This is a genomic window from Bifidobacterium sp. CP2, from assembly GCF_018555635.1.
GTDB lineage: Bacteria > Actinomycetota > Actinomycetes > Actinomycetales > Bifidobacteriaceae > Bifidobacterium > Bifidobacterium saguinibicoloris.
Genome location: NZ_JAFEJX010000012.1, coordinates 25,454 through 50,721 on the forward strand (window position 1 = coordinate 25,454; position 25,268 = coordinate 50,721).

At 66.6% G+C, this 25,268-nt stretch carries 21 protein-coding genes; 4 read left to right on the forward strand and 17 right to left on the reverse strand.

All coding sequences use genetic code 11. The features are described from left to right. Positions 1-86: 86 nt before the first annotated feature. The 12 genes from JS531_RS09125 to mraZ form a co-directional block, all read right to left on the reverse strand. Positions 87-1,115, reverse strand: a complete 1,029-nt coding sequence (locus JS531_RS09125; protein ID WP_214315301.1) for an FtsQ-type POTRA domain-containing protein — start codon at positions 1,113-1,115, stop codon at positions 87-89. Beyond that, positions 1,115-2,647, reverse strand: coding sequence for a UDP-N-acetylmuramate--L-alanine ligase (gene murC, locus JS531_RS09130; protein ID WP_214315304.1), 1,533 nt, complete (start codon positions 2,645-2,647; stop codon positions 1,115-1,117). The genes JS531_RS09125 and murC overlap by 1 nt, the downstream gene beginning before the upstream one ends. A gap of 153 nt (positions 2,648-2,800) precedes the next feature. Continuing rightward, complete coding sequence (locus JS531_RS09135) at positions 2,801-3,958, reverse strand: UDP-N-acetylglucosamine--N-acetylmuramyl-(pentapeptide) pyrophosphoryl-undecaprenol N-acetylglucosamine transferase (RefSeq protein WP_214315306.1); 1,158 nt, start codon at positions 3,956-3,958, stop codon at positions 2,801-2,803. A 32-nt stretch (positions 3,959-3,990) separates the two neighbouring features. Continuing rightward, the gene (locus JS531_RS09140) at positions 3,991-5,256 is read right to left on the reverse strand and encodes a putative peptidoglycan glycosyltransferase FtsW (protein ID WP_214315308.1); all 1,266 of its coding nucleotides are present in this window, start codon (positions 5,254-5,256) and stop codon (positions 3,991-3,993) included. Next, positions 5,243-6,694 carry a UDP-N-acetylmuramoyl-L-alanine--D-glutamate ligase gene (gene murD / locus JS531_RS09145; protein WP_214315310.1) on the reverse strand — a complete coding sequence of 484 codons (1,452 nt, stop codon included), beginning with the start codon at positions 6,692-6,694 and terminating at the stop codon, positions 5,243-5,245. Before murD ends, JS531_RS09140 begins: the two co-directional genes overlap by 14 nt. Positions 6,695-6,789: 95 nt before the next feature. Further along, positions 6,790-7,896 (reverse strand): phospho-N-acetylmuramoyl-pentapeptide-transferase, encoded by a 1,107-nt coding sequence (gene mraY, locus JS531_RS09150; RefSeq protein WP_214315312.1) that lies wholly within the window; start codon positions 7,894-7,896, stop codon positions 6,790-6,792. Between the two features lie 82 nt (positions 7,897-7,978). Further along, positions 7,979-9,469 carry a UDP-N-acetylmuramoyl-tripeptide--D-alanyl-D-alanine ligase gene (murF, locus tag JS531_RS09155; RefSeq protein ID WP_214315402.1) on the reverse strand — a complete coding sequence of 497 codons (1,491 nt, stop codon included), beginning with the start codon at positions 9,467-9,469 and terminating at the stop codon, positions 7,979-7,981. 123 nt (positions 9,470-9,592) lie between these two features. Beyond that, a complete protein-coding gene (locus JS531_RS09160; protein ID WP_214315314.1) occupies positions 9,593-10,483 on the reverse strand; it encodes a UDP-N-acetylmuramyl peptide synthase in 891 nt (296 codons plus the stop codon). A gap of 21 nt (positions 10,484-10,504) precedes the next feature. Beyond that, complete coding sequence (locus JS531_RS09165) at positions 10,505-12,313, reverse strand: penicillin-binding protein 2 (protein WP_214315316.1); 1,809 nt, start codon at positions 12,311-12,313, stop codon at positions 10,505-10,507. After that, on the reverse strand, positions 12,310-12,771 hold the full coding sequence (locus JS531_RS09170; protein ID WP_214315325.1) for a hypothetical protein: 462 nt from the start codon (positions 12,769-12,771) through the stop codon (positions 12,310-12,312). Before JS531_RS09170 ends, JS531_RS09165 begins: the two co-directional genes overlap by 4 nt. A gap of 1 nt (position 12,772) precedes the next feature. Then, positions 12,773-13,810, reverse strand: coding sequence for a 16S rRNA (cytosine(1402)-N(4))-methyltransferase RsmH (gene rsmH / locus JS531_RS09175; protein WP_214315327.1), 1,038 nt, complete (start codon positions 13,808-13,810; stop codon positions 12,773-12,775). Continuing rightward, on the reverse strand, positions 13,810-14,295 hold the full coding sequence (mraZ, locus tag JS531_RS09180) for a division/cell wall cluster transcriptional repressor MraZ (protein WP_214315404.1): 486 nt from the start codon (positions 14,293-14,295) through the stop codon (positions 13,810-13,812). Before mraZ ends, rsmH begins: the two co-directional genes overlap by 1 nt. 448 nt (positions 14,296-14,743) lie before the next feature. Here mraZ and JS531_RS09185 point away from each other — a divergent pair, with 448 nt between their 5' ends. Next, positions 14,744-17,023 (forward strand): AAA family ATPase, encoded by a 2,280-nt coding sequence (locus tag JS531_RS09185; protein ID WP_214315329.1) that lies wholly within the window; start codon positions 14,744-14,746, stop codon positions 17,021-17,023. A gap of 10 nt (positions 17,024-17,033) precedes the next feature. Then, entirely contained in the window at positions 17,034-18,233 is a 1,200-nt protein-coding gene (serA, locus tag JS531_RS09190) for a phosphoglycerate dehydrogenase (protein WP_214315331.1), read from the forward strand. Positions 18,234-18,362: 129 nt separating this feature from the next. Here the strand turns inward: serA and nrdR are convergent, their stop codons facing one another. Together nrdR and JS531_RS09200 are read right to left on the reverse strand one after the other, a co-directional pair. Then, complete coding sequence (gene nrdR, locus JS531_RS09195) at positions 18,363-18,818, reverse strand: transcriptional regulator NrdR (protein ID WP_214315413.1); 456 nt, start codon at positions 18,816-18,818, stop codon at positions 18,363-18,365. Between the two features lie 83 nt (positions 18,819-18,901). Beyond that, positions 18,902-19,210, reverse strand: coding sequence for a LysM peptidoglycan-binding domain-containing protein (locus JS531_RS09200; protein ID WP_346427778.1), 309 nt, complete (start codon positions 19,208-19,210; stop codon positions 18,902-18,904). A 161-nt stretch (positions 19,211-19,371) separates the two neighbouring features. On the opposite strand from JS531_RS09200, the gene lexA reads away from it, so the two are divergent. Beyond that, positions 19,372-20,145 carry a transcriptional repressor LexA gene (lexA, locus tag JS531_RS09205; protein WP_214315333.1) on the forward strand — a complete coding sequence of 258 codons (774 nt, stop codon included), beginning with the start codon at positions 19,372-19,374 and terminating at the stop codon, positions 20,143-20,145. A 170-nt stretch (positions 20,146-20,315) separates the two neighbouring features. Here lexA and JS531_RS09210 read toward each other — a convergent pair whose 3' ends face one another. Then, the gene (locus JS531_RS09210; protein WP_346427779.1) at positions 20,316-20,561 is read right to left on the reverse strand and encodes a hypothetical protein; all 246 of its coding nucleotides are present in this window, start codon (positions 20,559-20,561) and stop codon (positions 20,316-20,318) included. Further along, a complete protein-coding gene (locus tag JS531_RS09215; protein ID WP_240542155.1) occupies positions 20,558-21,304 on the reverse strand; it encodes a putative ABC transporter permease in 747 nt (248 codons plus the stop codon). Before JS531_RS09215 ends, JS531_RS09210 begins: the two co-directional genes overlap by 4 nt. A gap of 194 nt (positions 21,305-21,498) precedes the next feature. Between JS531_RS09215 and JS531_RS09220 the strand changes: the two genes are divergently transcribed. Further along, positions 21,499-22,350: an SDR family oxidoreductase gene (locus JS531_RS09220; protein ID WP_240542149.1), complete on the forward strand. Its 852-nt coding sequence runs from the start codon at positions 21,499-21,501 to the stop codon at positions 22,348-22,350. A 77-nt stretch (positions 22,351-22,427) separates the two neighbouring features. On the opposite strand, the gene JS531_RS09225 is transcribed toward JS531_RS09220, so the two are convergent. Next, complete coding sequence (locus JS531_RS09225; protein WP_214315337.1) at positions 22,428-25,079, reverse strand: hypothetical protein; 2,652 nt, start codon at positions 25,077-25,079, stop codon at positions 22,428-22,430. Positions 25,080-25,268 lie beyond the last annotated feature (189 nt).

The following is a 25,268-nucleotide window of genomic DNA, read 5'->3' on the forward strand; positions in this document are numbered from 1 at the left end:
GCGCGCCATGGCCTCATCGGCCACCGCCTCATCGGCCACCGCGTCATCACCACGTCACCGAATCACCACGTCACCGAATCACCACGTCACCGCAGCACGGGCCGCAACGGCGCGGAGACGTCCACCTGCGTCTTGTCACCAATCACGTTCGGGTCGGAGAGAATCTTGTCGACCACGGCCTTCTTGAGCTTCATGTCGGACGAATCCCCCCAGACGATGACGTGCTTGCCGCCTTCGAGCTCGGTGGTGACCGAATCCTGCGTATCCGCCGTGACCTTGGTGATCTTCCCGCGCAGCGACTCAGGCAGGGAGTCAAGCACCTTCAACGTCTCCTTGACGGCCCGGTTCTTCAGTCCCTTCCCCACGCTGGACACCTCGATGACCGGGATTCCGGTGGCCGAGGCCCCGGCCACGGAGTTGAGGACCCTCGCCTGGGAGTCCACGGCGGTCAGCGAATCGGAACCGGTCTCCTTGAGCATCGCGGCGGGCCGCTGCGCCTTGATGGTGACGGCCAGTCCGTGCGGGTACTGTTTCGTGGCCTTGGCGCTGGTGACGCCGGGAATCGACCCCATGCTGTCCGTCATCTGCTGCGTGTTGACCAGCAGCAGCGATTTGCCGGCCTGCTCGTCCACGATGGAGCGGATGTCGGTTTCGCTCACCCATTCGTTGGCGCCCTGGACCGTGACCTGCGAGGAATCGAGCCGCAGCACCGGCGACAGCAACAGCAGCCAGCCCAATCCCGTCACGGCGGCGACCGCTAGGACTATGGCGAGGATGCGCAGTGCCATCACACGGACGGTGGCGTGTTTGCGTTCACGGGCACGTGCGGTGAAATCCACGATCTTGGGGCGTGTGACGAGCCCCAACGTCCCGGAGTTCTCCTTGAGCGTCTTGGCGACGAGGTCTTCGCTGCGCAGCCGTCTGGCGTCGACGAACGCGCCCGGCTGCGTCTTGGAGTCCGCTACTCCCCTGGCGCCGTTCCCGTCACGCCCGCGCGTGCCGGATACGGTTCTGCGGGGCCTGCGCTCCGGCACGCCGCCGTCGCGTCGTGGTTTGGCGGATCCGTCTGCGGATCCGGCTCCGGCCCCGCCGGAGCTGACGACCCGTCCCGCCATCAATCGCAGCTTTCGCGGTGCGCCTCGAGCGCGTGGAGGATCACCTCGTCCATGTCGGTGATGTCGCCGGCGCCCACGGTGAACACGACGTCGCCGTGGTGCGCGCGCATCGCCATCATGCGCGCGGCGAGCTCCATGTCGTCGACGGCGCGGAATTCCACGCCGGTCATGCCCTGCGCCTCACGCACGATGGTGAGCGGGCCGACGCCCGGGAAGTCGGCCTGCTTCTCGCGTGCGGGGAAGATGCCGGTGACGATCACGTCGTCGGCCTTGGACAGCGCCTGGGCGAATTCGCGGGCGAAGAACTTGGTGCGGCTGAACAGGTGCGGCTGGAACAGCACGCGGATGGTGCTGTCCGGGTAGCGGCGGCGCGCCGCGTCGAGCAGCGCGGCTATTTCGGTGGGATGGTGCGCGTAGTCGTCGACGACGGTGACCTGCTTGACGACGCCCTTGACCTGGAACCGGCGTACCGCGCCGCGGAATCCGGCGGCGGCGTGCGCCGCCGTGACGGGCTCGACCCCCAGCAGGATCGCGGCGCTGATCGCGCCGGCGGCGTTGTGCGCGTTGTGCAGGCCGGGCACGCCGAGGCTCACCGGCAGTTCGAGGTCCCCGCTTCCGGTGACGGCGTCCGGCAGGTGGAGCGTGAACCGTTCCACGCCGGTTCCGGCCGTCTCCTGCTCCGATTCGATGCGCACGTACGAGGCCCCGTTGAGGTCGCCCAGTTCCTGTTCGGTCGGCGTGCCGTAGGCGATGGCCTTCTTGGCGACATCCGGTTCGAGCGCGCGGAGCACGGCGAGGCCGTTCGGTTCGTCCACGCAGACGATGACGTGTCCGGTGACGTGTCCGGCGTGTTCGACGAATGCGGCGCGGTAGTGCGCCTCGTCGCCGTAATGGTCGAGGTGGTCCGCCTCGCAGTTGGTGATGATGGTCAGTTCGGGACGGTATTTCTCGAAGCTGCCGTCCGATTCGTCCGCTTCGGCGATGAGGGCGTCGCCCTGGCCGACGTGTCCGCCGTCGATGGCCTTGCCGTCGGCGCCTTGGATGGATCCGCCGATCGCGAAGCTCGGGTCGAGTCCGGCCGAGGTGAGGATGTGCGCGAGCAGGGAGCTCGTGGTGGTCTTGCCGTGCGCTCCCGCCACGGTGACCGCCCGGCGGCCGTGCATGAGCAGGGCGAGGATGTCGCTGCGGTGTACGATGCGGGCGCCGCGAGCGTGCGCTGCCACAATCTCCGGATTGTCCGGCTTGATGGCGCTGGAGTAGACGACCGTGTCCGCGTCGGCCACGTTCTCGGCCTGCTGCCCGTATGCCACGGGGATGCCGAGCGCTTCGAGACGGTCCGTCTTGGCGCTGTGGGCGCGGTCGGAGCCGCCTACCTTCACTCCGCGCTGGTGCAGCATTTCGGCGAGCACGCTCATGCCTGCGCCGCCGATGCCGATGAAGTGCGTGACGCCCAGCGAATCGGTGGTCTCCTCCGGGCCGAATGCGGCCTTGGTGGGGTCGAGGATGATGGACGAGGTGCTGTCTTGGGTCACGGAACGCTCTCCTTGTGGGATGGTCAGACTGGTTTTCATTATGCCGCATGTCATGACACGGCCGCCGCATGCGGCCGGGTGACGGTCATGCGTGACGACCGTCGTCGCACGTCCGTGCGATGTCCGGGGTGGGCGGCGTGGGATGCGGCGGGTTCAGGCGAGGTCGAGGATGCGGCGCGCCATGGTGTCGGCGGCGTCGCGGATGCCGTACCTCCATGCGTTGGCGCCCATGGTCTCCAGCCGCTCATGGTCGTCGAGCAGCGCGGGGATCTCCTCGCGCACCCAGGCTGGCGTCAGGTCGCGGTCGGCCACCATGACGCCGCCTTCCGCCTCGACGACGGGTTGGGCGTTGAACCGCTGTTCGCCGTTGCCGATGGGCAGCGGCACGTAGACGGCGGGCAGGCCCAGTGCGGTGAGTTCGGCCACCGTGCCGGCGCCGGACCGGCAGATGATGAGGTCGGCGCAGGCGAATGCCAGGTCGATGCGTTCGAGGTATTCGGCGATGTGGTAGTCCCCTTCGCCGGCATGGTCGGCGCCGAGTCCGGCGACGTGTCCGTCGCCCGCGTTCACGCCGACGAGTTCCCGGACCTCGTCGGCCTTGCCTTTGCCGGTGAGGTGGATGACCTGCGCCGCGGCGAGGATATCCCCCGATGCGGCGGCGACGGCCCGGTTGATGCTGGCGGCGCCGAGGGAGCCGCCGGTGACGAGCACGAGCGGACGGTCCGCGTCCACGCCGAGTTCGGCGGCCGCCTTGCGGCGTGCCGCGGACCGGTCGGCGGTGAGGTCGTCGACGAGCGAAGCGATGGCGGGGCGCAACGGCAGGCCCACGCGTTCGATGGAACCGCCCTTCGCCGGCTTGAGGCCGGTGCCGTCGTAGACGGTGCCGATGAACTCGGCCCAACGGCTGCCGAGTTTGTTCGCCATGCCCGCACGCGCGTTCTGCTCGTGGATGACGATGGGGATGCCCATCTTGTGAGCGGTGGCGTACACGGGCGCGGAGGCGTAGCCGCCGAAGCCCGCCACGACGTCCGCCTTCCGCTCTTCGAGGATGCTCCTCACCTTGCGGGTCTCGGCCGCCCATTTCTCGGGGAACCGGAGCATGTACAGGTTGGGACGGCGCGGGAACGGCACTTTCTCGATGGTGTCGAGTTCGAAGCCGGCGGCCGGGACGAGGTCCTTCTCCAGCCCGACCGCGGTGCCGACCACCGTCACCTGGGTTTCCGGATCGATCCTGCCGATTGCATCGGCCACGGAGAGCAACGGGTTGACGTGTCCGGCGGTGCCGCCGCCGGCGAGGACGATATGCTTCATGGTGTACGAGCATAGTCGCCCCCTCGCCTGTTCTACAGGCGTGACACGTCGGCTTTGATCTCGGGTTGCTGGCGCAGCAGTCCCAATGCCACGCCGGATATGGCCAGGCACATGATCATCGATGAGCCGCCGGCGGACACGAACGGCATCGGCACGCCGAAGACGGGGAACAGTCCGACCACCACGCCGATGTTCACGAGCGCCTGCCCCACGATCCAGACGGCGATGCACACGAGGACCATGGCGCTGTAGCGGTCCTTGAGCTGCAGCGCGCTGAAGATGAGGCACCATCCGAGGATCACGAAGATGGCAATCACCATCACGCACCCGATGAACCCGGTCTCCTCGCCGATGATGGCGAAGATGAAATCGTTGTGCGCGGCGGGCAGGTAGTTCCATTTCTCACGCGAGTTGCCGAGGCCGACGCCGAAGACGCCGCCGGAGGCGATGGCGTATTTGGCGTGCGTGGACTGGTAGCAGATGTTCTGCGCGTCGGCGGCGGAGCACGTAGTGTATGCGGCGAGCACGCGTTCGCGACGGTTCGGGCTGGAGGCGATGAGCGCCACCACGGCCACTCCCATCACGAAGGCCCCAATGGCCATCCACACGCCCGGGAACCCGGCGATGAGGAAGGCCACCGCACCGATGAACACGACGATCATGGCGGTGCCGAGGTCCTTGCCGCCGAGGATGAGCAGCAGGCATAGGCCATAGACGCCGACGACGCCCAGATACGCCTTGAGCTGTCCCTTGAGGTCCTTCGCCTTGCGGTAGTTCGCCCTGGCCGCGATCAGCGCGGACGGCAGCCAGATGCATAGCGCGAATTTGACGAATTCGGCGGGCTGGACGGTGAAGCCGAACAGGCGGATCCAGCCGTTGTTGCCGTACTGGCCCACGCCCAGGGACGTGAAGGTGAGCATCTGGATGCACATGGCCGCACAGACCAGGAAGAAGCCGAGCCTGCGGTAGATCGTCACGGGCACCAGCGCGCAGATGAATCCGAGCATGAGACCGGCCAGGCAGAAGAGCAGCTGGCTCATGGACTCCATGAACGGCGATTTGCCTGATGAGGCGGCGGATACCGCGGAGCTTGAGAACACCATGATCACGCCGAACACGCTCAGCCCGAGCACGGCCATGCGGAATCCGTGGTAGCACCACAGCGGGTTGAGCAGGCTACGCCAACCGGTTACCGCGGCGGCGGGATCACGCCTGTCCGGGGCGGATGCGCGTCCGGGACGTTCCGGGCGATCGGACCGGTTCCGGTCCGCGCGTCGATGACGGTCAGCGTCCGCCATGCGCCTGCACCCACCGCTTCGCCGCCGCGGCGAAGCGGTCGCCGCGGTCCGCGTAGGAGACGAACTGGTCCATGGAGGCGCATGCCGGCGCCATGAGCACCACGTCGCCGGGCTTCGCGTATTCGCCGGCGGCCTGCACCGCGCGTTCCATGACGTCGTCGTTCGGTTCGGGGTCGATGACGGTGAGCGGAATGTCGGGTGCGGACGCGGCAAAGGCGTCCAACATGGGACGCTGGTCCTTGCCGATGATCACCGCGGCCTTGATGATGTCCTTGCGGTCCGCCACGAGGTGTTCGAACCGGCTGCCCTTGGCGAGGCCTCCCGCGATCCAGACGACCGAACCGGGAGCGAAGCTAGAGAGCGAGGCGTTGGCGGCGTGCGCGTTGGTGGCCTTCGAATCGTCGACGAAGCGGATGGCGTCGGTCGGTCCCTCACCGGGCAGGGTGGCGACGGTGGCGATGCGGTGTCCGCCGGGCTTGAACGCCTTCAATGCCGCGACGGCCTTCTCGCGGTCGGCGCCGAAGCCGAGCACCAGCGCGAGCGCAGTGAGCGAGTCCGCCAGCAGATGCGGGTAGATGGTGCCGTCCGGCTCGGCCAGATGCGAGAAGTCGAGGACGCGCGCCAGGCGGATCGGCTCGCCGACCCTGCCTCCGGCGACGCCGCTCCGGTCCACAATCCATCCGTCGTCCACGCCGATCTGTCCGGCCTTCGGCTCGTGGAGCGTGAATCCGACCTTCAGGCAACCGGGGGCGGGCTCCGCCTCCATCGCCTTGCGGGTCACGAGGGCGTCGTCCGCGTTGTAGACGAGCGCGCGTTTGACGCCGTGGTACACCTTGGCCTTGTCCGCGGCGTAGTTCTCGCGTCCGCCGTGCCAGTCGAGGTGGTCGTCGGCGATGTTGGTGATGGCGGCGCAGTCGAGTTCCAGCGAGTCGGTGAAGTGCAGCTGGAACGAGCTCAGTTCGACGCACAGCACATCATGGGCGGGGTTGGTGGCGCAGCGGGACAGCGACATGGCCATGTTGCCGGAGGCGATGTTGCCTGCGGTGGGGGCGTCATAGCCGCATGCGCCGAGCATCTCGGAGGTCATCTCCGTGGTGGAGGTCTTGCCGTTGGTGCCGGTGATGCCGATCCATGCGGCCGGCTTGCCGGTGCGGGCCGAGTCGACGCGCAGCCGCCAGGCGAACTCCACTTCGCTCATCACCGGGATGCCGCGGCGCTGCGCCTCCAGGATGAACGGGGTGCGCGGGTTGAACACGGGGGACGACATGACGTAGTCCACGCCGTCCCAATCCACCTTGTCGAAGGAATCGAGGTCGGCGTCGGGCTTGCGCTCGTCCACACCGATCACGTGCGCGCCGAGCTCCCTGAGCACTTCCGCCAGCGACGTGCCGGATACGCCGAGTCCTGCGATGACCACGGTCTTGCCATTGATGTCCATAATGACCCCCTAATCGTTCCAGCGGCATTATTCCAGCCGAATGTGCATGAATGTTACGGCCGCCCGCGTCGCGGACGGCCGTATGCGGTTCCCCGTCAGCTGAACAGCAGACCGGAGCGTGTGGCCCAGTCGCCGTAGAACACGACGAGGCTGGTGAGGACGAACATGAGCTCGATCATCCAGAAGCGCACCACGACCTTGGATTCCTGCCATCCGCACAGTTCGAAGTGGTGGTGGATGGGCGCCATCTTGAACACGCGCTTGTGCGTGGCCTTGAAGTAGCCGACCTGGATGACGTCGCTCATCGCCTCGATGACGTACAGGCCGCCGAGGATGACGGCGAGGAACTCGGTGTGCGTGGCGATGGACAGTGCGGCGAACAGGCCGCCAAGGGCCAAGGAGCCGGTGTCGCCCATGAAGATGGAGGCGGGGTTGGTGTTGTACCACAGGAATCCGAAGCATGCCACTGCGGCGCAGATCGCGATGATGGTCAGGTCGAGCGGGTCGGAGACCGCGTAGGCGTAGCCGGAGTGGCCGGCGCCCTTGAGATGGTAGCTTTCCCAGAACGCGATGACGCCATAGCCGGTGAACGCGATCATGGAGGAGCCCGCGGCGAGGCCGTCGAGGCCGTCGGTGAGGTTGACCGCGTTGGTCCATGCGGCCATGAGGAAGTTCACCCAGACGACGAACAGGACGATGGCCACGAGGCGTCCCGCGAATTCGAAGCTGAGGAACGGGGTCTCGATGAAGCTCATGCCGGCCTGGGCGCTGGGGAACCCGCTTTTGGTGGGGATGACGAGCGCGAGCACCGCGTAGACGGTGGCGAGGATGAACTGGCCGATGAACTTGCCGCGCACGGTCAGTCCCTCGTTCTGCTTCTTACGCACCTTGGCGAAGTCGTCGATGAAGCCGAGCACGCCCATGGAGAGCATGGCGAACAGCACGAGGACGGCGGACCAGGAGGGCACGTCGCCGATGCGCAGGTACCGGTAGAGCGCGGACGCGCACCAGCCGAGCAGGATGGCCAGGTTGATGACCACGCCGCCGAGCGTGGGCGTGCCGCGCTTGATCTGATGCGACTTGGGGCCGTCCTGGCGGATGTACTGGCCGTAGTGCAGCTTATGCACCAGCCTGATGAGCATCGGCGTGCCGACGATCGTGACGAACAGCGACACCAGCATTCCTATGATGAGCGCAATCACTTGGCGTGTTCCTTTTCCCTCTTGTTCCTATGACGGGCGGCCATGGTCGGCCGTCCGCCGCGTCGGTCCGCGTCTTCCGCGGTCAGGCCCGGTCCGGCGTCCAGCGTTCGGCCAGCGCACTGAGGCCGGAGGCGTGGGAGCCCTTGAGCAGCACGACGGTGTCCGCATGGTCGCGGGCGATGCGCTTGACGAGCTCGTCCGCCTGGCCTGCGTCGTGGACCCAGTCTACCGGCAGGTCACCGCCGGCCGCCTCGATGGCGCCGTGGGCGATGGATTCGGCCAGCGCGTCGAAACGCGCGTCCGTGGCGCTGCCGACGGCGATGATGTGGTCGAGGCCGAGACCGGCCGCGTAGGCTCCGATGCCGCGGTGGAGGCCTTCCTCGTCGCCGCCGAGTTCCAGCATGGCGCCGAGCACGGCGATCCTGTGGGGGGTGCGCCCGTCCTGCGTGCCGAACCGTGCGAGGCCGTCGAGTCCGGCCCGCATCGAATCGGGGTTCGCGTTGAACGAGTCGTCGATGAGCGTGAAGGTCGCGCCGTCGTGTTCGACGGAGGACACGGCCATGCGGTGGGGGCTGATGCGGCGCTGTTCGCCGAGGACGCGGGCGATGTCCGCGAGCGGCATGCCGAGCAGCCGGGCGACGCTGGCGGCGGCCAGCGCGTTCATCACGTTGTGCGCGCCGGGGATGCCGAGCGTCACCGGCGCACGGTCGCCGTCGTCGGCGACGAGCGTGAACGACGGACGGTCGAGGCCGTCGACGGTGAGGTCGGTCGCGTGCAGCGCGTCACGGTCCGCGTTGGCGGCGTCGACGCCGAAGTACAGGACCTTGCCCGGGGCGATGCCCGCCATGGCGGCCACGTGCGCGTCGTCCGCGTTGAGCACGGCGACGCCACCGGGGACGAGTCCCTGCACGATCTCCGACTTGGCCTGGGCGATGCGCTCCACGGACCCGAATTCGCCCAGATGGGCCACGCCCACCTTGAGCACGATGGCGATGTCCGGCGGGGCGATGGTGGTCAGCCTCGCGATTTCGCCCACGTGGTTGGCGCCCATTTCGGCCACGAAGTAGCGGGTGTCCTCCCCCACGGTCAACGCGGTGAGGGGCAGGCCGATCTCGTTGTTGAACGATCCCACAGGCGCCACGGTCTCGTCCATGGAGGACAGCAGCGCCTTGAGCAGGTCCTTGGTGGTGGTCTTGCCGACGGAGCCGGTCAGGCCGATCAGCGTGAACGGCTTGCCGCCGTCCGCCTCGGCCTCGCGACGGCGCCGGATGTTGTGGCGCGCCAGCGCGCCGAGCGCATCCACGGTGTCAGGCACGACGATCTGCGCGATGTCCGCCCCGGCCACCTCATGGTCCACGATCGCCGCGACGGCTCCGGATTCGCCGACGCGGCCCACGAAGTCGTGGCCGTCGACACGTTCTCCCTTGATGGCCACGAAGACCGTGCCCTCGCCCACCTGGCGGGAGTCGCTGACCGTGTGGACCGCCACCGGCCCTTCGGGCACGCCCGCGGTGGGGCCGACGAGCCGTCCCTCCACCGCCTGCGCGATCTCCTGGATGGTCATCGGCATCATCGTATGCTTCACAATCCTCTCCTCGTTGTTCGTTCGGCGGATTCCGCCGTATCATGCCGCCGCGTGTCCGCGGCGTACGTCCATCATCCCGGCCGTGTCCCGGCCGCCTCCGCTATTCCGGGTCTATTCCAGGTCGCCCACGACGCGCAGCGTGCTCCGGATGCTGCTGCGCCGCACTCCGGCCGCCAGCATCATGGCGATGGCCAGCGACAGGCGCCGCTCCTCCCCCGCGTCGTCGTTGCTCGGGGTGAGCCGGGCCAGGGTGTCGGATTCCTCAGTGCGGGTGGTCACCTTCATCTGCTCGTCCGCGAGGAACCCGTATTCCGTCTGCATCCGTTCGATGATGGCCTTGTCCGCGTTCACCGGCGCGGGTGCGGAGGAGCCGAGCACGTCGACGTTCACGGATTCGAGCGCATGCGGCGAGACGGTCAGATCGTCGAGGGCGACGACGACCGCCGCCGCGCCGTCCTCGGCGCATATGGCGAGCGTCCGCTGCACGTCGAGCACGCCGAGCGGGTATTCGAGCTCGAGTTTGCGGTCCAGCGAGTACGAACCGTTCACGCTGATGACGCCTTCGGGGTTGCCGATCATGTGCAGGAGGCGCGCGAGCTTGTGCACCACGGCGACGTTCTCCTGGGGATTGCCGGCGCTGACGGCGAAGACGATCAGCGTGTTGCCCGGGTTGCCCGCCATCTGCGCCGCCAATCCTCCGAGCTGCGCGTCCGTGGGTTCGGCGAACAGCAGCGGCATATCCGGCTCATCCGGGAGCAGGGCGCGGCTGCTGTGCGGCACGATGGCGGCGTACGCCCCGTTGCGCCGCACCTGGCGCAGCTGCTCCACGTCGACGTCGTCCCGCGAGTAGTATAGGGCCCCCGGCACCACGGAGGACGGGTCGTCCGCCAGCGAGGTGACCGTGACGTCCGTGGCGAACGGCGGCACCAGACTCCATCCGTAGTGTTCGACGATGTGCCCGAGCGTCATGCGCTGCATGATGGACTCGTTCACTGCGCTCATAGTCACCCTTTCGTCGTGCGTTTACCAATCCACTGCAATAGCATCCGTACGCGGCTTGGAATTCGCCACCTCGTACTTCTGCATAAGGAATTCACCGATCTGTCCGAACAGCTTACCCGACGTGATGCCGCCGTATGTGCCGTCCGGATCCTGCATCACCACGGTGATCACATACTGGGGGTCGTCCGCGGGCAGGAATCCGGAGAAGCCGGCGACGATCGAGGTCAGGCGCCCGTCCGCGCCCGCCACTTCGGCGGTGCCGGACTTGGCGGCCACACGGTAGCCGTCCACGCCGGCGGTGGACTTGTAGTCCTCGCCGACGGTCTCCATCGCGTTGGCGATGTCGGAGGCGACGTTCGCGTCGATGACGCGGTCCGCCTTGTCGTTCGTCATGTCGGCGACGTGTCCGTCGGCGTCGGTCACGGACTTGACGATCGTCTGCCCGCGGTTGACGCCGTTGTTGGCGATGACGCTGACCATGCGGCTCAGCTGCAGGGCGTTGACCGTGTAGCCCTGTCCGAAGAGCACGGTGTCCTTGGTGCGTCCGTCCCATGATTCGGGGGTGCCGAGCACGCCGTTGGTCTCGCCGGGCAGGTCCAGTCCGGTGGACTGTCCGACGCCGAACTTGCTGAGCATGTCGTAGCGCTGCTGGGAGCTGACGTTCTGCGCGGCCATGACCATGCCCACGTTCGAGGAGTTGCTCAGGATGCCGGCGAGCGTCCAGTGCTCGTCGCCGTGGGAGTGCGAGTCGTGGAACTTCTGTCCGTCCTTCTCGTACTCGTAGGGCACGGTGAACTTGTCGGTGATCTTGTGCGCCCCGTTCTGGAGGATGGCGGCCAGCGCAGGGATCTTGCCGATGGAGCCGGGCTCGAACGTCTGGGTGACGGCCCGGGAGGCGTTGAGCTTCGCGGCGTCGGATCCGGCCTGGATGTCGTCGCTGTCCTCGAGCGCGAGGATCTCGCCGGTGCGGCAGTTCTCCACGATGGCGATGCCCCACTTGGCGTGGAAGGAGGAGACGCCTTCGGTGAGCACCTTCTTGACGTACCAGTCCACGTCGGAGTCGATGGTGAGGGTCACGTCCTTGCCGTCGACCGCGTCCTTGGACGCGGTGACGGTGCCCGGGATGACCTCGCCGCCGTTGCCGCGCTGGTACACGGTGTAGCCGTCGGTGCCGCTGAGCGTGCCGTTCAGGGTCTGTTCGAGCCCGGCCACGCCCTCGCCCTTGTCGTTGACGCCGCCGAGCAGCGCGCCGATGAGCGTGTTCTCCGCGTAGACGCGTTCGCTGCTGAGTTCGCCGTAGACGATGCCGGCGAGGCCGAGCTTGTCGATCCGGCGTTTGACCTGCGGGGTCACGCCGCGCTTGATGACGAGGTACTTGCCGGTACCGTTGAGGCTGGCGCCGAGCTCCTGCGCGTTGAGTCCGAGGATCGGGGCGAGCAGGCGTGCGACCGCCGCGGCGCCGGTGGCGCCGACGGGCTTGCCGTCAATCTGGTGGCAGTATCCGAGCGACTTGGCCTGCTGCGACCCGCATGCCACGGGGGTGAACGCGGTGGCGGCGTCCGGCACGCCGATGATGTCGTAGCGTTCCACGCTTTGCGCGAGCACGGTGCCGTTGGCGTCGAGGATGCGCCCGCGGTTGGCCCGTATCGTGACCTTCGACGTGCGCGAGTTGGTGGCGGCCTGTGCGGTGGCGCGGCCTTCGAGCAGCTGCACGGAGGCGAGCTTCACGAGGCATGAGGCGGCCACGAGCGCGAGCACGGCGCCGATGACGACGCACCGCCTGGTGAAGGAGTCGAACCTGGAGAGGGCTCGTTTGAGGGTGGCGATCATTGCTGTCCGCCTTCCGCGGGTTCGGTGTACCCGTCGAGGTCGATGGAAACGGAGCTGGACTGCGGGACCATGCCCATGTCGCTTGCCTTCTGGGGCAGCGAGGCCTGGAGCTTGTCGAGCTTCGCCTGGTCGTCCTGCACGTCCTGGGTGAGCTTGCCGATGGAGGATTCCAGCGACGAGATCTCGAAGGCGTTGCTCACCATCTGGGTGCGCAGCATGAGCGCGGCGACCAGGCTGGAGGCGAGGAACACCACCGCGATGACGATGTGCACCGTGGGGGCGCTGCGGTTGCGGATCCATTCCATGATCCGCCCGAATCCCTCGGCGAGGGACGCGCCGTCCTGCCGTCCGCCGTTGACGACGCGCAGCTCGGGCCTGGAGGCGGGCTTGTCCGCGGGTTCGGGTCTGCGTGAGGGCGAGCTGTTGTTCGAACGTACCGTGCGGGCCGTTGCTGCCATGTCAGTTCCTTCCTGCGGTCGATGTGCGTGCCGATGCGGCGCGGAACGATTCGACGTACCGCTTCGGCAGTGGTCTGGTCAGCTCCACGGCGCGCAGCCGTACGGAAGCCGATCGTGGATTGGTTGCGATCTCGTCCTTCCCTGCTTTGAGCGCGCCGCGCGTGAGCTCCTTGAAGAACGGGCGCGCGTCCGGCGGGATGACGGGCATGTCCGGGGGCACGTCTGCCTTGAGGCCCTGCGCCATGAACGTCTTGACGGTCTTGTCCTCCAGCGAGTGGTACGACTCGACGACGATGCGGCCGTGGCCGTTGAGGCGGAGCGCTATCTGGGGCAGGGTGCCGGCGAGCTTGTCGAGTTCGCCGTTCACTTCGATGCGCAGCGCCTGGAAGACGCGTTTGGCGGGGTTGCCTGCCGGCCGGTGCGCCTTGGGGACGGTCTCGTCGACGAGTTCGGACAGCTGCGCCGAGGTGTGCAGCGGATGTTCGGCCCGGCGGCGGCAGATCTCGCGTGCGATCTGCCGTGCGAAGCGTTCCTCGCCGTAGGTGCGGAAGATCCGCGTGAGGTCGCGTTCGTCGTATTCGGCGAGGATGCGTTCCGCCGTGAGCGTCTGTCCGACGTCCATGCGCATGTCGAGCGGCGCGTCGTGCGAGTAGGAGAAGCCGCGTTCCGTCTCGTCGATCTGCAGGCTGGACAGGCCGAGGTCCATGAACGCCGCGTCGACGCGTCCCAGACCGTGCGCGTCGAGCGCTTCGGTGAATTCGTCGAAGGCGGCGTGGACGGGGATGAACCGGTCGGCGAGGCCTTCGCGGGTCATACGTTCGGTGGCGAGGCCGAGCGCCTCGGCGTCGCGGTCGATGCCGACGAGGCGCGCGTTCGGCGCGGCTTTGAGGAATGCGGTGGCGTGCCCGGCCAGTCCGAGCGTGCAGTCGACGATGATCGGCGACCGCACGCCGTCGAGCCCTCCGGTCACCAGACGCACGCATTCCTCCAGCAGCACCGGCTGGTGAATCGCACCCAGGTCCCTTGTGCTCGCGTCCATCAGAAATCCACCTCCGGTAGTACGTCGTTCGCGATGTCGGCGTAATGCTGTTCCTTCTCGGCCAGGTACGCCTCCCAGGCCTCACGGTTCCAGATCTCGGCCCTTGTGCCCACGCCGATCACGACGATGTCGCTGCCGAGGTTCGCGTAGTCGCGCAGCATCTGGGGCACCAGCACGCGTCCCTGCTTGTCCGGCTCCTGGTCCACGGCTCCGGAGAGGAAGACGCGCAGGTATTCACGGGCGGCCTTGTTGCCCATGGACGTGCGCTGGATCTGCATGGCGATGCGTCTGAACTCCATGACGGGCAGGAGGTACACGCACCGTTCCTGGCCGCGCGCCATGACGAGCCCGTCGCCGAGCTGGCCGCGCATCTTGGCCGGCAGAGCCATGCGTCCCTTGGCGTCGATCTTCGGCGTGTAGGTGCCGAGGAGCAGCGGCGGCAGCGCCATGGCCTGCTGCGGCATCGGCTGCTGCATGCCCGCCATGGGGTTCGCCCCCTGCGGCACGCCCATCGGATACTGTCCCTGCGCCATGGCGGCCCCGCCGGGCACGCCCATAGCCCCGGCGTTGCCGTACGCCGCGGAGCCGTCGCCGCCGGCCCCCATGGGCCAGGTGGGGGCGAAACCGTTGGAATCATTGACTTGGCCGGTCATCCGCCCCACCTCCTTAACGCCGCCTTGGGGACACCACGACCACACTGCTTCCCCACTTTACCCCACAGCTCCCCATTTTCCCCCACCGGACCACACATTTTCCTCTTTTTCACGTCGGAAACCCCACGAGGAGGGGATGCCGGACGAGGCCGCCGGGCTGTCTGAAGCGAGTTCACGAGCTGTTCACCGGTCCGGCGGGACGGCGCGGAGCGTCGTTCGGGGCTGGGAGTACATTGGAATGCCTGAGTTTTTCGTGAAGACACAAGGGGAAACGGACAATATGTCGAGTTACGCCTCGCAACTTGAGGAGGAGCAGCGCGCCGTCACGCGCGCCTACGACCGTCTGGACGCGTTGCGCGCCGAGGCCCGCCAACGTCTGGACGCGGTGCGCGCGGCCGGCTCGCATGGATCGCCCACGCAACGCACCGAACGGGACTCCTTCGCCACCATGTACGAGGACCGCCTCACCCAGCTGCGGGCGGTGGAGGACCGTCTGGTGTTCGGCAGGCTCGACGACAACACGGGCGGAAGACGCTACATCGGACGCATCGGCCTGTCGGACACGAACCACGAGTCCATGCTCACGGACTGGCGTGCGAAGGCCGCACGTCCCTTCTACGAGGCCACGCCGTCGCATCACGGCGACATCGTGATGCGTCGCCACATCACCCTGAGCTTCCGCGACGTCGTCGCGGTGGAGGACGAGGTGCTCGACGTGCATTCCGATCAGGTGGGCGAGGCCTCGGAATCCGGCACGCTCACCGGCGAGGGAGCCCTGCTCGCCTCGCTGAGCAGCCGCCGCACCGGCAAGATGACCGACATCGTCGCCACCATCCAGGCGGAGCAGGACCATATCATCCGCTCCCCGCTGAACCGCGCGGTGGTGGTGCAGGGCGGCCCCGGCACCGGCAAGACCGCGGTGGCGCTCCACCGCGCCGCCTACCTCCTGTACACGCACAGGCGCACGCTGGAACGCTCCGGCGTGCTGGTCGTCGGCCCGAGCTCCACGTTCCTCCACTACATCGACCAGGTGCTCCCCTCGCTCGGCGAGACCGGCGTGGTGTCCCGCACCATCGCCGACCTCATCCCGGGCGTGAACGCGACGGCCGTGGACACCCCGTACGTCGCCCAGCTCAAGGGCGACCGGCGCATGGCCAACGCCATCCGCAACGCGGTCGCCGCACGCGAACGCGTGCCCGACCGGCTGCCCACGGTGCAGATCAGCGGCATCCCGGTGCCGATGCTCGCCACGGACATCGAGCAGGCGATCGCGGACGCGCGTCGGACCCGCAATCCGCACAACAAGGCCCGTGAGACGTTCGTCAAATCGATGATCTCGGCCATGCGCATCCGCTACACGGAGCAGCTGGACTACACGCCCGACCAGGACGAGATCAACCGCGCCGTCTCCCTGCTGCGCATGAACGACCAGGTGCGCGTGGCGCTGAACCTCGCCTGGCTGCCGATGAACGGCGCATGGCTGCTCGACGACATGTTCTCCAAGCCCGCCAAGCTGCGCCGCTACGCGCCATGGCTGGACGAACAGGAGATCGCCGCGCTGACGCGCCCGCACGGCGCCCCACTCACCCGCTCCGACGTCCCGCTGCTCGACGAGGCGCTGGAGCTGCTGGGCGACGACCCGAAGGTCGCGGCGCGGCGCAGGCGCGAGGAGGCCAAGCAGTCCGAGGAGCTGCGGTTCGCGCAGGACACGCTCGCCCAGAACGGCATCGGCACCGGCCTGGTCACCTCGCAGATGCTCGTGGACCAGATGAACGGGTTCGACGTCGAGGCCACCGCGCAGCGCGCGGGCAGCGACCGCGAATGGGTGTACGGCCATATCGTGGTCGACGAGGCGCAGGAGCTCACCGCCATGGACTGGCGCATGCTCATGCGCCGCTGCCCGTCCCGCTCCTTCACCATCGTGGGGGACGTGGCGCAGACGAGCGCGCTGGGAGGCACCCGTTCCTGGGCCAGGACGATGGACCGTCTCTTCGGCCATGGCCGCTGGGACCTCAACGAGCTGACCATCGACTACCGCAACCCGCAGGAGGTGTCCGACCTCGCCGGCCGGTTCGCCTCCGCGCAGGGGCTGTACATCTCCACGGTGCATGCGGTGCGCACCATCCCGGATTCGGTGTCCCGGACCACCGTGCCTTCGGCGGAGGATCTGGCCGACGCCGTCGGCCGCGAGGCCGCCGCGCTGACGAAGGAGTTCGTGGCGCAGGACGGCACGGGACGCGTGGCCGTGATCGCGCCGCATCGTCTCATCGAGGGGCTGCGCGCTTCGGTGCGCGGCTGGATCGCGCGCACGCTCGGCGAGGACGAGGCGACGCGTCTCGCCGAGCAGGACCCGTGGGACCGTCAGATCGACGTGTGCGACACGGAGACGGTGAAGGGTCTGGAATACGACGCGGTGGTACTGGTGGAGCCGGGGCTCATCGACCAGGAGGCGCCGAGCCGCCTGGTGGCGGCGGCCGACCTGTATGTGGCGATGACCAGGCCCACGCAGCGTCTGGCCATCGTACGGACCGCGGTGGACGAAAAGGATCTGGAACTCTAAGGTGGGTCATATGCCTAAAGCACTGTTATTGGAGAACATTCATCCCGACGCGGCCAAGTCGCTGCGCGACCACGGGTTCGAGGTCGAGACGGCGAAGGGCGCGCTAAACGAGGACGAGCTCATCGAGGCGCTCGAGGGCGTCGACCTGCTGGGCGTGCGGTCCAAGACGAGCGTGACCCGCCGTGTGATGGAGGCCCGCCCCACCCTGTCCGCCGTGGGATGCTTCTGCATCGGCACGAACCAGGTCGACCTGGACTTCGCCGGCCGTCAGGGCATCGCGGTGTTCAACGCCCCGTATTCGAACACGCGCTCCGTGGTGGAGCTGGTGATCTGCGACATCATCTGCCTGATGCGCCGCATCCCCGCGCACACGCATCATCTCAAGCACGGCGTGTGGGACAAGACGGCGACGGGCTCCCATGAGGTGCGCGGCAAGACGCTGGGCATCATCGGCTATGGCAACATCGGCTCCCAGCTGAGCGTGCTGGCGGAGGCGCTGGGCATGCGCGTGGTCTTCTACGATCTCGAGGAGAAGCTCGCCATGGGCAACGCCCGCCGCTGCGACACACTGAACGAGCTGCTGGAGCAGTCCGACGCGGTCACGCTGCATGTGGACGGCCGCAAGGCGAACACCGGGTTCTTCGGCGAGGACCAGTTCTCCCACATGAAGCAGGACGCGATCTTCATCAACGCCTCGCGCGGCTTCGTGGCCGATCTGGGCGCCCTGAAGCAGCATCTCGATTCCGGCCACCTCTCCGGCGCCGCGGTGGACGTGTTCCCGGTGGAGCCGAAGAAGACGGGCGACCCGTTCGAGACGGCTCTGGCGGACGAGGACAACATGATCCTCACCCCGCATATCGGCGGTTCCACGCTGGAGGCGCAGAAGAACATCGGACATTTCGTGTCCCAGCGTCTCGAGGACTACTGGGAGAAGGGCTCCACGTCGCTTTCGGTGAACCTGCCGCAGATCAATCTCGGCGCGAACCGCGGCGTGGCGCGCATCGCGCATCTGCATGCGAACCTGCCGGGCGTGCTGGCCCGCGTGAACCGTGTGCTGGGCGAGGAGAACATCAACATCGCCGCGCAGTCCCTGGGCACCGAAGGCGAACTGGGCTACGTGGTCACCGACGTCTCGCAGAAGCCCTCCCGCAGCGCGCTCGAGGCGCTGCGTTCCATCGAGGGGACGATCCGCATGCGCGTGATCTCCTGACGAGCCGTGCCGTCGCCGCGATCGCCGACAAACGGCGCCGGCGTATGACATGACTGAGGCGCGTGTCTGCTTCCGCAGGCACGCGCCTCATCGTATTTCCGTCTGCGCCGCCGGGGCCGCCATGGACCGTCAGCGCTGTTTGAGCTCGTCGATGGCGTGTTGGAAATCGGACAGGTTCTCGAAGTTCTGGTAGACGCTGGCGAACCTGAGGTAGGCCACTTCGTCCAGGTCCCGCAACGGCTTGAGGATGGCCTTGCCCACCTCGTCCGAGGTCACCTGCGCCTGTCCGGTGGAGCGCAGGTCCTCCTCTACCTTCTGACCGAGCTTCTTGAGTTGGTCCTCACGCACCGGTCTGCCCTGGCAGGCCTTGCGCACGCCGGAAATCACCTTGTCACGGTTGAAGGGTTCCAAGCTTCCGGACCGTTTCTCCACCAGCAACGTGGTGGTCTCCAATGTGGTGAAACGCTTCCCGCAGTGCAGGCACATGCGCCTGCGCCGGATGGAGTATCCGTCTTCGCTGACCCTTGTCTCGATGACCTTGGTCTCGGCATGATGGCAATAAGGACAATGCATGGCACCCACCATACCGTGTCGCGGCGCGTCGACGCCACCCGACGGGGTTTCGTCGGCGTCCCGTACCGGCACGGCACCGGTGCACGCCATGCCGTTCACTGCGCCGACTGCACCGGGACCACGATGCGCTGTCCGGCCTGCACGGAAGCGCTGTCCAGGTCGTTGAGCTCCATGAGCTCGTCCACCGTGGCGGACACGTCGCCGCCTTCGGGCGTGACCATCTCCGCGTACGTCCACAGCGTCTGCCCCGGCTGGACCGTGTAGCTGGTCACCTCGGTGGGCGCCTGTGCGGACGAGGCGTGCTCGGGGAACAACGCGCCGACGCCCACCCAGATGGCGAACCCGAACAGCAGCGCCAGCATCACCTTCGAGGCCAGCCTTCCGACGGTCCGTACAGCAGTCACATGACCCATGACCACCACATCCTTTCGAACATGTGTTCTATCGAACATCCGTGCTAAGTATTGCACATCCGTTCGAACGGCGCAACCCGCCGTGTCGAACATATGTTTGATTTCACCGCGCGTTCACGGTATGCTGGGCGCATCATGGAAAGGAGTGCGCCGTGAGCACGATACCGTTTGACCCCCAAGGCGCGAAGACGCCGGAGCACAGCCGTCTCACGGACAGACAGAGCCGGATTCTCGAGGCCATCCGCTCCTACCAGGCCGAACGCGGCTTCTCCCCCTCCTTCAGGGACATCGGCACGGCCGCCGGCCTGAAAAGCCCCTCCTCCGTCAAGCACCAGCTCCAGGTGCTGCAGGAAAAGGGATACATCCGCCTGAACGCGAACAAGGGGCGGGCCATCGAGATTCTTGACGACACCCAGCCGGCGTCGGCGGAACCGTCCCCCTCCCCCGCCGAGACCGCCGCCGTGCCCGTCGCGGATGCCGCCTCCTCGAGCCGGCCGAGTGGTGCGCGCATCTACCGCTTCCCCACCCCCAACCAGGATCTTTCGCTGGAGACCCGCGAGGTCCCGCTGGTGGGACGCATCGCCGCGGGCACGCCGATCACCGCCGAACAGCATGTGGACGACGTCATGCGTCTGCCCGAGCGGCTCACCGGTTCGGGCGGCACGCTGTTCATGCTCGAGGTGCATGGCGATTCCATGATCGACGCCGCCATCTGCGACGGCGACTTCGTGGTGGTGCGCCGGCAGGAGGACGCCGAGAACGGCGACATCGTGGCGGCGCTGCTGGACGGTGAGGCCACGGTGAAGACGTACCGCAAGGAGCATGGCCACCTGTGGCTCATGCCGCACAATCCCGCCTACTCCCCCATCGACGGCACGTACGCCACCATCATGGGCAGGGTCGTCACCGTCCTGCGCAAGCTGTAGACGAGTCAGGCGCGTGAACCACCACTCGTCATAGGTTTTCCACGTACTTGAAGACCACCCGATCGGAGTCGGGCGAATTCAATCGGATGCAATGGCACGTTGGGCAATCAAAGACACACTCAGGCGGCAAGGTCTTTTGCATTCACGGATTCGATTCAACTTTTTTGGCGTCAGCTCCCCTGACGGCTGATGCCGCCCTTGTGGCCGGTAGCCTTGAACGGCTTGACCCGCATGGCATGGCCGCCGTTCGCACCCGAGGCGCGCGCCGCGGAGACTCCGGTAGGTGCCGCCGTGGTCTCCGCGGTCTCATCGCGGAGACCACGCCCCCTCGATCCGCCTCCTTTGGCGGCGAGCGCCCTGGCCCACCGCTCGTCCATGGCGGCCTGCCGTTGCCCTTGCTTCGGTGTCTTCGTCACTTCGTTCCTTTCCTCATGTGCTCTCGTTGCCGTTCCAGCAGTTCGCGGACGCCCTTGACGATGTCCGGGTTACGCAGCGAGATCAATCCGGGGAAGATGCGCACCAGTCGGCGCTGCTGCCAGTTGAGGGAACGGGTGAGCATCTCGTCGGCCATGTCGATATGCGTGTCGATGGCTTCGATCTGTTCGAGCTTGCGCATCCTGATCTGTTCGCCCACGCGCGCGAGCCTCGAGTCGAAACTGTGCAGCCCCGCCAGAGTGATGGCCCAATCCGCCGCCGTCGCGACGCACAACACCGCGGCGACGACCAACACCACGAGTTCCGGCCACGATTCCACGATGGCCGTCATCCACGGCTGGACCACGAGCACCACCGCCGCCGCGCCGAACCCGAACGCCAGGAACCCATTGAGGTACACGCGGCCGTTGATGTTGAACGGCTTGCCCGTAAAATCCCAGAACCGGACGTGGTAGAGCTTCTCGATGACCCACGACGACAGGTACTCCAACGTACAGGCGACCACGCCGCTGGCGAGGAACAAGGCGAGCGGATTGCGCACGTCATGCAGGAGCAGCAATACCAGCAACGCGCCGAACCCGTATATCGGACAGATCGGACCGTTGAGCATACCGCGGTCCTCGAAACGTCTGCGCAGCACCACGCTGAGCATCGTCTCCCACGCCCATCCCATGAACGAGTACGCCGTCCAATACAGGAACCACTGCGCCATCGTAAGCGGCATCGTCACGTACACTCCTTCCATCGCCGACGCGTTCCGCATCGGCATGGTCACCAGAATAGGCGCGGCCGCACCGCAATCGGAAAACGGCGACGCAGCCGCCCGCGAATCACGGCGCGGACGAACGCCGCGTATGATAGCCTCGCTGAGACGAGGACGGCGACGAAGCCGCCTCACCGAACAGAATGGAGGGCTCCATGACGGACGCCACGATCTTCGACCAGTACCCGCTCGACCAGTGGAAGGAACCGGACCATCGCATCATGGACCGGTTCTCACTGAAGGGCAAGAAGGGATTCGTCACCGGCGGCGCCGGCGGTCTGGGCCGCAACGTGGCCGCCGCATGGGCCGAAGCGGGCGCCGACGTGGCGATCGTCGACCTGCCGCGCACCAAGGAGACGCTCGAACCGCTCGCCGCCGAACTGTCCGAACGCTACGGCGTGAACGTCGTCCCGCTCTACTGCGACGTGTCGGACAGGGAGCAGGTCGACGCGCTGAAGACGTCGCTCGTAGACACGCTCGGCACGGTGGACGTCGCGTTCCTCAACGCCGGCGTGAACGTACCCGGCGACGACGCGGACGAACCGTACGAAGTGTGGAAGAAGACCATCGACATCAACCTGACCGGCGCATACCTGACGGCGCAGATCGCGCAGCACATCATGCGCGAACACGGGCACGGCGGCTCCCTGGTGTTCACGTCATCGCTGTCCGCGCACAACGCGAACTTCATCGGCGGAGGTCCCTCGCCCGTCGCCGCGTACGGCGCCTCAAAGGCAGGCATCCACGAGTACGCGCGATACCTCGCCGCCGCATTGGCACCATACGGCATCCGCTCCAACACGGTCTCTCCCGGATACGTGTGGTCCGGCATCTTCGAAGGACGCATCGTGCCCGAAGCGCACGACATGATGGTCGCCCCGGTGCCGATGCACCGGTTCGGCACCAACGAGGAGATCGCCACAGCCGTGCTCTTCCTCGCCAGCGACGCCTCCTCCTACGTCACCGGCACCAACCTGCAGGTCGACGGCGGCTACTCCGTGTACTAGGCGACGCGCTCCCCGCGCGCCGGGGTGCCGTCTGCGAAGGATGGGCGTGAACGCTCGGGACCGTTCACGCCCATCCTTCACCAATCCTTGTAGCCGGGCTCTGCCACGTCCATGAGACGCGTGTACGTCTGTTCCAACAGCATCAGCATCATGTTGCCGGCGTCGGTGATGTCGCCTTCATGGCCGGCGATCTCATCGTCATCGTCTGCGGGTGTGGCATCGTTCTCGTCACGCGCGTTCCAGAACGTCATGTACGTCCGTTTGGCTTGTTCGGCCGCTGCACGGGCGACGTCCGCATCGTCGATCAGCGGCGGCACGCCTTCTGGATTCGCGAGCGCCGCGAGGGCCAGCGCGAGCGCGATGTCGTCCGCCTCTTTCCGTGCGTATTCGGCAAGATAATCAGGGTCCCCGTCGACATGGCGTTCGACCATGCTCAGCCTCATCCGAAGTTCCTCCATCGCGCCTTGAATCGCGCATTCGTCACCGGCATCAATCAGACTCAGTCCGGGATGCATATGCCGAAGAATCTGGGTCAGATACGGCACGGTGAAGTCCCGGTCGGGCCTGAGCATGGCGACGCTGCCGTGTGCGTCCACGGCTTCGGGATGCAGGTCGATGAGCAGCAGGCGCAATGCCTGCCATTCGTCGGTGTCGACCTGCGCGCGCGGGATACCAAGCATGGCCGAGGTGCCGAGCATATGGTCGAGCATGCCGATCATCGCGGTCTTTAACCCCTTGGCGGCAAGATAATGCGGCAGGTGCACGGATTCCACGAGATCACCATGTTCGTGCCGTTTGACGTTGAGCACGTATGCAGCCGTCCATACGCCGAGTTGGCCGGCGGTGGGGCGTAGCCACTTGTTACGCTGCCCCAGGGTGACGGGTGGATCGAACAGGTCGTCGCACGCGGTGGAATCCAATGAGAACCGTGTGCCGAACAACGCTTGGAGCTGCACGTCGAGGCATTCGCGCAGGCCCTTCATCGCCTCGGACTGCGTACCGTCACGGTCCTGGTCGTCCGTCACGGCGGAGACGATGTCGTCGAAGCGCGCTTCCGTCTTGGCCTTTTCGATGCGCGCTTTCACCGCATGTTCGACGATGGCGAGGTCTTGTTCGCCGCCACTCGCCTCGTCGTGGACTAGCGGCAGCCCGTCGATGTCATCGACCAGTAGGAGCGCTTCCATGAAGTCGTGGGGGTTCTCGGTCTGCAAGGTGGCTTCATCGAGCGGCGGCGTGAAGACCACCACGTCGTCGTCGACGAGGAACGTCCTCGCCAACGGGTCCGCATGCGGTTCGACCATGGAGATGGCCCGTTGCAGGATGATGGATCGTTTGTCGTCCGAATCTCTGCGGCCTTCGTCGCGACGAAGCAAATCCCGGGCGATGGTGGCCCGTTCTTCCGTTGAAAGCCATCGGGAGACGACCAATCGGCATCGGGCTCGACTTCCGGCCGCGGCCGCACGGAGAAGCGCCTCGCAATCCTCGATGATCGGATCGACGTATCCGTTCGCGAAGAACGCAGGCATATTGTCCTCCAGATCCGCGCGGAACTCTTCACCGGCGAAGTCGATGTCAACCTCGTCAAAACACGTGGTCCAGTCGATTTTCACCGCCTTCAGATCCTCCACACGATCGGCATGGCCGATGGCGATGGTGTCGGCGAGACGCCGTACGCAACGCCGGTCGTACTTCCTCAACGATTCACAGTAGGAGACCGCCTCGTCCGAAAGCCGGAACTCACGCAGCAGATGCTCGTAGGCGAGTCCTGCGACCGGGCGCATCCTCTCGTCGTTCGCGGGACGGAATCCACCGGTCAACTGCCCAAGCATGACATCGAGCTCGGTCGTATCACCAAGCAGCCAGCGCAACCGGTCCACGTAGCGCGCATCCTGCGGCAGACGGCCCTGCGCGATATAGACGGCGTACACCTTCGCCAGGTCCGCACGGTCACCAAGCTGCTCGTATGCCGCCTCGAGCATGGTGAACCAGCCGTGCGGCAGGACGGCAGTGAGGTCCGGTTCGTCGCGTTTGGGCCAGACCTGCGTATCCATGTCGATGAGTTCCTCGACGGCGGGTATGCAGTTCCCCAGTAGGGTCACTGTGTGACGGTTGCCGATCCACCGGTCCCATTGGTCGAATCCGGTGATGATTTCCAACCCTCTGGCCATGGCCACGGCGGTATCGTCGGTGCCGTGGGGGAACCACGTGCCCAACCGGTCGGCCATATACCGTTCGACGATTCTCGACGCCTCATGCGGCACGACCGGGCGATTGGCATAGACATCGCGGACCGTATAGCGGTGCCGGTAGAACAATCGGAAGCAGACGGCGCACGCATGCACGCATCGCGGGGCGCCGCGACGCGTGCACGTGCACGCCATGCCGGTAATCGTCTCCATGCCGGCGACGTCGTGCTCCGCGTCATCGTCCGCCGCCGGTCTCCTCCCCGCACGACGCACGGCGGTCCGTGTCGACGCGCCTGCGACACGGACCGTCACATGTGCGCGGACTTTCTCGTTCATCTTGTCCATCACGTCGGCTTCGACGATGACGCCGCGCCCATCAGACGTCGGACGCTCCGTGACGGCCCTCAACCGTCCGCACTCATACACGTCCCGGCCGTCGCGCAACAGACGCCGCTCACCCTCGAAATCACGCACATCCGCCGTTTCCTGTCCCGAGAACAGCAGACTGAATTCCATCACCTTGGTCGGTTCGACATCGAACACCGTTCCATCACCGTTGCGCATACGGCCAAGTGTACCGTCCGCGTGAACCGGAACGCATGCATTCCCGAGCGCCTACACCGCCGTCATTCACACCGCTTCCCCACGCACTCCTCAACGCCCTGGCATGTGTTGTAACAAGTTGGCGTCCACGCCGGTGAATCACCGAAAACAGCCGGCCTCGATCCGCTT

Bases quoted from the DNA above. Each gene is read 5' to 3' on its own strand.
- JS531_RS09125 (WP_214315301.1), bottom strand. From the start codon at position 1,115: ATGGCGGGACGGGTCGTCAGCTCCGGCGGGGCCGGAGCCGGATCCGCA.
- JS531_RS09135 (WP_214315306.1), bottom strand. From the start codon at position 3,958: ATGAAGCATATCGTCCTCGCCGGCGGCGGCACCGCCGGACACGTCAAC.
- JS531_RS09140 (WP_214315308.1), bottom strand. From the start codon at position 5,256: ATGGCGGACGCTGACCGTCATCGACGCGCGGACCGGAACCGGTCCGAT.
- murD (WP_214315310.1), bottom strand. From the start codon at position 6,694: ATGGACATCAATGGCAAGACCGTGGTCATCGCAGGACTCGGCGTATCC.
- murF (WP_214315402.1), bottom strand. From the start codon at position 9,469: ATGATGCCGATGACCATCCAGGAGATCGCGCAGGCGGTGGAGGGACGG.
- JS531_RS09160 (WP_214315314.1), bottom strand. From the start codon at position 10,483: ATGAGCGCAGTGAACGAGTCCATCATGCAGCGCATGACGCTCGGGCAC.
- JS531_RS09165 (WP_214315316.1), bottom strand. From the start codon at position 12,313: ATGATCGCCACCCTCAAACGAGCCCTCTCCAGGTTCGACTCCTTCACC.
- JS531_RS09170 (WP_214315325.1), bottom strand. From the start codon at position 12,771: ATGGCAGCAACGGCCCGCACGGTACGTTCGAACAACAGCTCGCCCTCA.
- rsmH (WP_214315327.1), bottom strand. From the start codon at position 13,810: ATGGACGCGAGCACAAGGGACCTGGGTGCGATTCACCAGCCGGTGCTG.
- mraZ (WP_214315404.1), bottom strand. From the start codon at position 14,295: ATGGCGGGCATGCAGCAGCCGATGCCGCAGCAGGCCATGGCGCTGCCG.
- JS531_RS09185 (WP_214315329.1), top strand. From the start codon at position 14,744: ATGTCGAGTTACGCCTCGCAACTTGAGGAGGAGCAGCGCGCCGTCACG.
- serA (WP_214315331.1), top strand. From the start codon at position 17,034: ATGCCTAAAGCACTGTTATTGGAGAACATTCATCCCGACGCGGCCAAG.
- nrdR (WP_214315413.1), bottom strand. From the start codon at position 18,818: ATGGTGGGTGCCATGCATTGTCCTTATTGCCATCATGCCGAGACCAAG.
- JS531_RS09215 (WP_240542155.1), bottom strand. From the start codon at position 21,304: ATGCCGCTTACGATGGCGCAGTGGTTCCTGTATTGGACGGCGTACTCG.
- JS531_RS09220 (WP_240542149.1), top strand. From the start codon at position 21,499: ATGACGGACGCCACGATCTTCGACCAGTACCCGCTCGACCAGTGGAAG.